Genomic DNA, 410 nt, shown 5'->3' with positions numbered 1-410 from the left:
CCGTCCTCGTTCAGCGACACGCGCCCGTTCTCGGGGAACCGGTCCAGCCCCGACAGCACCAGCACGTCGCCGTTCGGGTCGCTGTCATTGGCCAGCAGGTCCGCCGGATCGATCACGATCACCGTGTCTTCCAGCGTGGTGAAGCCGCGGTCGTCGCGGGCGACGGGCGGGTCGTTCAGCGGGATCACCGTCAGCCGGACGGTGATCGTCGCCTCGGCACCGCGGGCATCCAGCAGGTCGTACTGGAAGCTCGCCTCGCCCAGCGCCTCGGCCGTAAAGCGGATCTCGCCCGTCTGGCTGTCAAAGACCAGCGTGCCGTTGGTGACGGAATGCACCCCCTGAAGGACAAAGACATCGTCCTCGAGGTCAAAGTCATTGGCCAGGAAGGTGCTGATGTTCAGGATGTTTTC

Annotated in this window: 1 protein-coding gene; it reads right to left on the bottom strand. The window is 65.1% G+C overall.

Annotated features, from left to right (window positions below; all coding sequences use genetic code 11):
- Positions 1-410, bottom strand: a 410-nt coding sequence (locus ACLD7X_RS19335) for an Ig-like domain-containing protein (RefSeq protein ID WP_411425298.1), incomplete at both ends; no start/stop codon positions are given.

This window comes from Aphanothece microscopica RSMan92, from assembly GCF_046613545.2.
Taxonomy (GTDB): Bacteria; Cyanobacteriota; Cyanobacteriia; order PCC-6307; family Cyanobiaceae; genus NIES-981.
Note: the sequence above shows the minus strand (reverse complement) of the source record. Positions and strands in the feature narration are given on the sequence as shown.